1 protein-coding gene and 1 pseudogene are annotated in these 864 nt (G+C 67.8%); both read left to right on the forward strand.

Going from position 1 to position 864, the window contains the following annotated elements:
- The first annotated feature begins 126 nt into the window (after positions 1-126).
- The gene (locus tag N866_RS19140; protein WP_155855521.1) at positions 127-342 is read left to right on the forward strand and encodes a hypothetical protein; all 216 of its coding nucleotides are present in this window, start codon (positions 127-129) and stop codon (positions 340-342) included.
- A 167-nt stretch (positions 343-509) separates the two neighbouring features.
- A pseudogene (locus N866_RS19145) lies at positions 510-864 on the forward strand (hypothetical protein); the annotation flags it as partial.

An 864-nucleotide genomic window follows, 5' to 3' on the forward strand; every position in this document is an offset into this window, starting at 1 on the left:
TCTCACACGGCTTGACACGTTCCGGATCGGCTGTCTACCTCCGACTGTGGCTTCTGCGACAACATCAGGGCTTCCGTCACGGAGGTTTACGGACAGGGTGGCCGCTTCGAGGGTGGAGCCTTCACCTTGGGACAGCCCGAGATCGCCGGAAGTGATCCGTCGATGGGGATCTTCGCGGTGGACGTGCCCTTCCGTAGCGAGGCGGTCGATGAGTACGACAGCACTGGGGCCCACGTCACGACCGAGGGGTCGGGCAGCGGTGTCTTCACCCTCGAAGTGATGCCGGCGGTCGGGGGGTGGCGGCTTCTGGAGGCCGGGCAGCTCGACGAGACGACGCCGTGAGAACCGAGATACATGAGCGGATCCGGTGGCGATGGCTTCCGGCGTGCGGGATGGCCGTGGCCATAGTGGCAAGTGGGAGCACAGGTGCCGTCGGCGCGGACGAACGAGACAACTTCTATGGAAACCGGGAAGGGTCGGCGTTCGTAGTCGTAGGAGAGCGTCGGGGGGTGAAGGCCACGCCGTCGCCCTCAGGATCGGCGGAGCGGACCTTCTCGTTCAAGCGGATGCCTGGGCGGATCTGCGGGTCGCTGGACACCGCCACCAACAGCTCTGCGATGTGTGTCGACGGCATCGCCTCCCAGGACGCCGTGCGGCTGTGCACGGACGGGGCCACGGCCCTCGAACCGCTGTTCCGGCGCCCGACGGACCCCACCACAGGCCTGTTCACCGGACCCTGGGAACAGGTCGACGACGGCGGCTGCCCCGAGGACCCCGCGGTCACCATCACGGTGTCGGCGCAGGACTTCCGGCGCCTGCCCCTGACCGCATCCACCCCCTCCTACCAGCCCGCCGACGGCCGCT

The sequence above is a fragment of the Actinotalea ferrariae CF5-4 genome (assembly GCF_000603945.1).
Taxonomy (GTDB): Bacteria; Actinomycetota; Actinomycetes; order Actinomycetales; family Cellulomonadaceae; genus Actinotalea; species Actinotalea ferrariae.